This is a genomic window from Bradyrhizobium sp. CAR08, from assembly GCF_052871955.1.
This window is the reverse complement of sequence record NZ_JBIXJX010000050.1, coordinates 1-7,347: the sequence shown is the minus strand read 5'-3', so window position 1 is coordinate 7,347 and position 7,347 is coordinate 1. Positions and strand designations below refer to the sequence as shown.

The window sequence follows — 7,347 nt, the reverse complement described above, 5'->3', positions numbered from 1 at the left end:
GAGGGACCAAGGCCGACGGACGTAGGGCTCGCTGCATCATATTGATTCCTTTGTGAAACCAACGCGAGCCGACGCTTGAACTTCATCAAAAGTGAGTCAGAGCCAAATTTGCAAGCCGATTGACACGATGGCGGTCCCTGGCAGGATCTGCCGGTCTCGTTCGGCCACTGGAACAGTGTCTTCACGCGCTTTCGCCACCGGGTGGCGGCCGACACTAAAACGGCTGTTTGACGCCGTGTCCGATGATCTCGACTTGGAATACGCTATGGTCGAGGCCAACATCGTCAAGGTCAACGCCACGGACAGGACGCAAAGGGGGGACTCGAAGCCGGATGATCGGCCGTGCGAAAGGCGGCATGACCACTAATCCTGGCCCTCACCATGCGCGCGGCGATCTCGTGCGCTTCGTGCTTTTGACGGGACCGCGCTTCGACACAGTGGGCGTGCTACCGCTCATTGCTACAATGCCCGTCCGCAGCAGTGTCGGCTATGCCGCAGGGGTGAGTGAAGGCTGGCTCTCGGCAGAAGGTTGAAGAACTGCAAGGTTTGACGCCGGGGCGCGGACATGGCACGCCACAACGTGTCCGTCCGCTATTGGCACCAACGCTGGAGCCGATACACGACAACGCTCGATCGCGAGAGGGCAACGAGGGTGAAACGCGCATCCGCTGGGTGGATTGATCGGACTTGGCACCTCACCTTCTACAGGCGGCTCCAACCGAGCTCGGGTCGGATCGGGCACCGGAGCTGCTGCAATGAGAGCTTCGGTGTAGGGGTGACTTGGCTTGGCGAAGAGCGCTTCGCACGGCGCCAGCTCCACGATTCGCCCCAAATACATGACCGCTACGCGATCTGCGATATGCTCGACGACACTCAGGTCGTGCGAGATGAACACATAAGCAATGCCCATCTGCTGCTGAAGATCCACCAGCAGATTCAAGATCTGCGCCCGCACTGAGACGTCAAGGGCCGAAACCGCCTCGTCAGCGATGATGAGCGAGGGCTGCAGGGCTAGCGCCCGTGCGATGCCGAGCCGCTGCCGCTGGCCGCCCGATAATTCTGACGGAAGCCGGCGCATCATATCGGGGGACATTCCGACCTTTTGCAGGAGCTCTGCTGCAAGTGCTTGACGCTGTGGCCGTTTGAGGCGCGAAAAATTCTCGACAGGTTCGACTATGATATCTCCGGCGGTGAGGCGTGGGTTTAGTGACGAGTAAGGGTCCTGAAACACCATCTGCATCCGACGGCGCCAGGCACGAAGCGCATTTGCCGTGAGATCAGTAATGTCCGTTCCATCGATTGTCACGCGCCCGCTGGTCGGCTCCACGATTCGCATGAGAAGGCGCGCGATCGTGGACTTGCCGCAGCCGGATTCCCCAACGATGCAAAGCGTCTCCCCCGCACCGACAGAGAAAGATACCTGTTCGACCGCCCGCACCACAGGGGAGGACTTGCTGAGGTATCCCATACCCAATCGGTAGTGCTTAGTCAGATTCTCGACTTTCAGCAGAGGATCGCTCATGCGCCCATCACCTCTTCGGAGCGCCAGCAAGCAGCCTTGTGGCCGAGTCCGACATCGACCATAGTGGGCGTCTTCTCGCGGCAGATGCCTATCGCGAATGGGCAGCGAGGCGCGAAGCTGCACCCGACAATCGACGTGCGCAGGCTGGGTACGATTCCGGGAATCTCAGGAAGGCGCGATCGCCGGCCGCGCCGAGAATCAGGAAGCGACTGCATGAGTCCCTTAGTATATGGGTGGGCCGGTCGCGCGAACAGATCAATTACGGTAGCTTGCTCAACGATTCTGCCGGCATACATTACAACTACTCTCTGACATGTCTCCGCCACGACCCCAAGATCGTGCGTGATGAACATCACGGCCGTTCCCGTGCGTTCTTTCAGATCGACTATCAGCCGCAGTATTTGAGCCTGAATTGTAACGTCAAGCGCAGTCGTTGGCTCGTCGGCAATCAACAATTCCGGTGAACAGGCAAGCGCCATAGCAATCATTGCCCGTTGACGCATTCCACCGGAGAGTTCGTGTGGATAGTTGTTAACTCGACGTTCGGGATCGGCGATCCGAACGAGCTTTAGCATGTCTTTGGACTTTGATATGGCTTCTGACCGGGAGACTTTCGTGTGAATCTCAATTGCTTCAGCAATCTGACGCCCGATAGTGTAAACCGGATTGAGGCTCGTCATTGGCTCCTGAAAAATCATGGCGATTCGGTCGCCGCGGATCCTTCTCATCTCTCGCTCTGAAAGCTTCAGGAGATCACGTCCATGAAAGTGGATCTGGCCGCCAATGGTCCTGGCCGTCAGCTTCGGCAACAGGCGAAGAATGGAAAGAGCGGTGATACTCTTGCCGCATCCGGATTCACCGACAACGCCGAGCGTTTCGCCACTTCTTACTTGAAAGCTTATGCCGCCGAGCGCGCGGGTGACGCTTTCTTCGCCGTAAAAATGTGTCTCAAGATCTCGGACGTCGAGAAGCACGCCATCTTCTTTGGTGTTGTTCGTTTGCATATTACCGTCTCCGCTTGGAGCGGGGATCGAACAAGTCTCGCAAGCCATCTCCGAGCAGATTAACGGCAAGGACAGTCAGCGCAAGACAAATGCCCGGAGCGAAACACGTCATCGGGGCGATGGCGAGATACAAGCGAGAACCTGATATCATATTTCCCCAACTGGGAATTTCGGGCGGCACACCTACGCCTAGGAAGCTGAGCCCCGCCTCCGTGAGAATCGCACTGGCGCAGACATTGGCGCCTTGAACCATGAGTGGGGGAATGGTGCTTGGAAGGATATGCCGCCAAAGCACCTTCGGAAGACGTGTACCGCCGCAGATCGCTGCCTCCACATAGGGGCGCTCCCGAACACCCAAAACCACAGAACGAACCAATCGCGTCACACTCGGGATCTGAGGTATCGTAATGGCAACGACGAGGATGCCAATCCCGGAGCCCGTCAATGATACGAGAGCGATCGCCAGCAGGATCGTCGGGATCGACATCAGGCCGTCCATGATCCGCATGACGACATTGTCAAATCGGCGGTTATACCCGGCCATTACCCCAATCAGCACGCCACCCACAGCCGCGCTCGCTGTTGACGCCAATCCGACAAGAAGTGAAATTCGCGCACCGAATACAGTTCGCGCAAACACATCACGGCCCAGATTGTCGCTGCCGAACCACATGTCTGCCGAGGGCGGCCGAAGGCGTTTGAAGGGCTTCATGCTCAGAGGATCGCCAGCGTACAGAGGAGCAGCCAGCGCCAGAACGACCAACAGAGTGAGAAGAGCACCGCCTAGAAAGACAAGCGGATGCCGCCTTATAAATCTGGGAAAATCGGACAGCTGCAGGCGGCCCATCGGAGCCGTTTCAATGGGTGCGGAAAGAAGGGTCATATCAGTACCGGATGCGAGGATCGATCAGACTGTAGGCGAGATCGACCATGAGATTGATAAACACGTACACGCCTGAAGCGAGGATGAGCACGCCTTGAATTATCGGATAGTCACGATTGTTGATAGCATCGACGACTAAGCGACCAACGCCAGGGACGTTGAACACGGTCTCCGTAATCACAACGCCTGAGATCAGATATGCGAAACAGAGGCCAATAACGGTCAGGATTGGAACGCCTGCATTCTTCAGAGCATGGTGAAAAAGTAACGCATACGAAGAGGCGCCCTTGGCGGCGGCCGTTCGCATGTAATCTTCTGATAAAACCTCGAGCATGCTCGCCCGCGTGAGCCGCGCGATAAAAGCGACATAAGCAAGGCTCAAAGCCGTCGTGGGCAGGATCAAGTGCACAAACCAGGATCCGACGCCTTGATCGATAGGCACGTACCCCTGGACTGGCAACCAATGCGCTCTGATGGCGAACAAATATATCAGAAAATATCCTGCAACGAACACTGGTACAGAGAACGCAACCGCAGAGAACGCCGTGAGGATACGATCGATAAGGCCGCCAGCCCACCATGCGGCGAGGATACCGAAGCCAACCCCGATGGTCACTGAAACAAGCATCGTGAGCATGGCAAGGGAAATGGTCGGTCCAAGTCGTTGTGAAACAAGTTCGAGGACCGGCCGTCCAGCAAACACTGAAGTCCCGAAGTCGCCACGCAACATGCCCATCGTCCAGTGCGCGAACTGAATCGGAAGTGGCTCATTGAGGCCCAGGCTTTCGCGGATGCCGGCGATCATCTGCGGTGTCGCGTTGTCGCCAGCGATGATAGCCGCCGGATCCCCGGGCGACAGCCTGAGAAGGAGGAAAACGAAGACCCCGACCAGCGCCATTACGGCGACGGTCGAGAGCATTCTGTGAATGATGTAGACAGACATTCTGTATCTCAGGCCTTGTGCATGTTCCACATCGGAATAAACGCTGGCATTTCGATCAGGCCGCCAAGTGTTTTGCGGCGCGCTGTTGGAAGGACCGTTTGACCCATCAAAACCGAGCCGACAAAGTCCCACCATATTCCCTGCATCTTGCGGGCCAACACCTTTCGGTCTTCGACGGATTCAGTATCGGGCCACTTTGACCGAAGAGCCTCAAACTCGTCGCTTTTGGGCCAGCCGTACCAAGCCTCCTCGCCAGACGAGATAAAAAACGTTGCGCCAAGCGCAATCGGGTCGCCATGTGAGTAGTCGGAATCCCACGACATGAAGATATTCCAGCCGCCATTCTCAATGGGACCTTTGTTCGCACGGCGCGCGGTAATCCCACCCCAGTCGCTCGGCGCGAGCTCCGCACTAATTCCTATATTTCGGAGCTCGGCCGCCAGAAGCTGCGAGGCGTTGCTAAGCAACGCTACGTTCGTAGGCTGAAGGATGACGATCTTCTCTCCGGCATACCCAGCTTCTTTGAAAAGCTGTTTTGCCTTTTCTGGTTCGCCGCCCTTCTTATACCACCCAGTGTTTTCGGTGTTGGAATAGAGGGTATCATTCCCAAATATCGAGGTAAGCGGGCGTCCGTACTTTGGATCGGGGGACATGATTCCAATAAAGGCGTCCTGATTGATCAAGTGAAGCATCGCCTGGCGTGCTTTCACGTTATCGAACGGCGGTTGCAAAAAGTTCAAACGGATGTAGACGTCGTTGCCCAACTTGTTCAGAACCTGGAGCTCAAGATTGGGATCGAGCGATATTGCTGAGTAGAAATCGGCAGGCGGAGCTTCCATGAAGTCGATCTCGCCTGACTGCAACGCCGCAAGGGCCGTCTGCTCATCAGCGATGTTATTCCAGATCACACGATCAACCTTGACGATCTTACCGCCAGCGAATCCATCGGAGGGTTCCTTGCGGGGTAAGTACTTGTCATTGCGATCGTAAGCGAAGCTCGCGCCCGGCTTGGCAAGCGCCTCATTGAACCTGAACGGGCCCGATCCGATATTCGAGGTAACCTGCTCGGTTGCAGGACGATTCGCATCTTTCTCGCGCATCATGTATAGGCCCGGAGTCTGAGGGGCCGCCAGCAGTTCGATCAGGAGGCCCAGCGGCTCCCTCAGCGTTATCGTGAATGTCCGGTCATCCTTCTTCGAGATGTCATTGGTCCGCGACATGATCAACCGTCCAGCGGGCGCAACCTGTGCCCAGCGCCGGATCGAGGCGACACAGTCTGCTGCGGTGACGGGAGCGCCGTCGTGCCAAGCCAGACCCTCTCGGAGCTCGAACGTATACGTTTTCTTGTCGTCAGAAATGCCCCACTTACCTACCATTTGCGGCTGCGGCATCATCTTAGAATCGACGGCGAAGAGCGTGTCGTAAATTGCTAGCGCGTGGTCACCGGTGATGTTGGCGGTCGTAGTAACAGGATCAAAGACCCGAAGGTCGCCGTTCATCACCATGCGGACCGTTCGCGCATCAGTTGGCGCGCCCTGAGCCCGCAATATAGATGGAATTGACAAAGCTGTTCCGGCGGCCACTCCCGTCTTAATGAGGTGACGTCGTGAGATTGTCATGTTTCAGCTCCCCTATTTGGCCACCGCGCGGATAGCGAGCGCCTATTTGCCTGATGACGACGGCCAGCGACAGCTTCACCCTCCGTTTGTATCGAGTGCTAGTCTAAGGCTGGTTTCTCCAGAATTGCTGCAATCTAGCCTCCTGGATGCAGCGATGCGTACCGTTTCGCGCGAATTGCGCAGAGTTTCTGCGTTTACTTGCTTGAGTGAGGTGGTTCGAGACCTTTGCCGTTATCGGTTCAGATCGGGGCCAATGCTTGTCCGTCAAATTTGTCAGTCGACGCATTGGCAGTCGCACGCCGAGCTCCCAGGAGCGACAAGCGTCAGCCATCAAGTGGATCTACGCTGCCTGTTCGCCGTTGCTCACATCAGTAATCTCCGCGCACAGCGGCCGCGGAAAATCAGAATGTTTGGTCAGGGACACGTCCCTGCAGCATGTGCTTCGAAACGTCGTCAGCTACGCGCACTGAAGGATGTGGCAGGCAGCTTAAGTACGGCCTTCCTCAAGACATTATCGAGACCCGCGGCTGTGCTTCCCGATGAGCTTTTGCAGCCAAAATACTTCGGCAGCTTGCAGGATTGTGTCTCCTCTTTCATTGAGGGGATCTCAAAGCTGACGCAAGTAATTGCGGAAGGCGCCCAAGGACTCAAGGGTCGAGGCAAATTTCCCTAGTGCTGGTATTGGACATGAGACGAGGCTCCGGGTCCTACCAGGATGCGCGAGGATAAGTCGATCGCGATCTCCTGAACGAGAACAAGGGGACACCCGAATATTACTGCAACGCTCGTCTCGTCCGATCGGTGATCCGCTAGACGGCCCAGCAAGACCTCCGCCCGAAGCGCAGAATTCAATGGAGGCAGCACTGCAGCCGGTATCGGAGCGTACGCTTGTTTTCAGCTTCGGATTGCCGTCCTTCAACTCACACGATGGCCTCACCCAGAGCTTAGACGTAAAGTCCCGACCCAAGACCGACGAAGCGACTTCTCCATCGAGAAGACGGCTAGCCGCCTTGGCTGCCAACCGCGCCCGGAGTTGCAGCTGCGCCATGCATAGTGGTCGCCGAAGCTCCGGGAGTGATAACAGCCAACCGGATAGATCCAGCCGACAGGTCGGAACAGCAGTTGCCTTCGGCCAGCTTGTATCCCGAGGCAAACGGCGATGCCGCCATGATTGGTTTTCCTCAAGAGGCGGGCGAGTTCGAGATTAGGTCGGCATATATTTTTATTTCCTCGACCCGCCTTGTGAAATCCTCATCGGCGCCACGAGCGCTGTTTTCGCCCAAGTGCGCCTCTAGTTTTTCAAGACGCATTAATTTCGTACCATTCTGGCAAAATACCTTCGGGAACACGGGGACAGGTTCTACGCTTTCGATGTA

General features: G+C 56.6%; 6 protein-coding genes. All 6 read right to left on the bottom strand.

Annotation, left to right across the window (positions count from 1 at the left end; all coding sequences use genetic code 11):
* Positions 1-487 precede the first annotated feature (487 nt).
* On the bottom strand, positions 488-1,522 hold the full coding sequence (locus ACIPUD_RS39380) for an ABC transporter ATP-binding protein (RefSeq protein WP_446482940.1): 1,035 nt from the start codon (positions 1,520-1,522) through the stop codon (positions 488-490).
* A complete protein-coding gene (locus tag ACIPUD_RS39375; RefSeq protein WP_446482939.1) occupies positions 1,519-2,526 on the bottom strand; it encodes an ABC transporter ATP-binding protein in 1,008 nt (335 codons plus the stop codon). The genes ACIPUD_RS39380 and ACIPUD_RS39375 overlap by 4 nt, the downstream gene beginning before the upstream one ends.
* A gap of 1 nt (position 2,527) precedes the next feature.
* Entirely contained in the window at positions 2,528-3,409 is an 882-nt protein-coding gene (locus tag ACIPUD_RS39370) for an ABC transporter permease (protein WP_446482938.1), read from the bottom strand.
* 1 nt (position 3,410) lies between these two features.
* Complete coding sequence (locus ACIPUD_RS39365; protein ID WP_446482937.1) at positions 3,411-4,352, bottom strand: ABC transporter permease; 942 nt, start codon at positions 4,350-4,352, stop codon at positions 3,411-3,413.
* An 8-nt stretch (positions 4,353-4,360) separates the two neighbouring features.
* Positions 4,361-5,971, bottom strand: coding sequence for an ABC transporter substrate-binding protein (locus ACIPUD_RS39360; RefSeq protein ID WP_446482936.1), 1,611 nt, complete (start codon positions 5,969-5,971; stop codon positions 4,361-4,363).
* A gap of 1,181 nt (positions 5,972-7,152) precedes the next feature.
* Positions 7,153-7,347 (bottom strand): hypothetical protein (locus ACIPUD_RS39355; protein ID WP_446482935.1); only part of this gene is annotated, 195 nt, incomplete at its 5' end.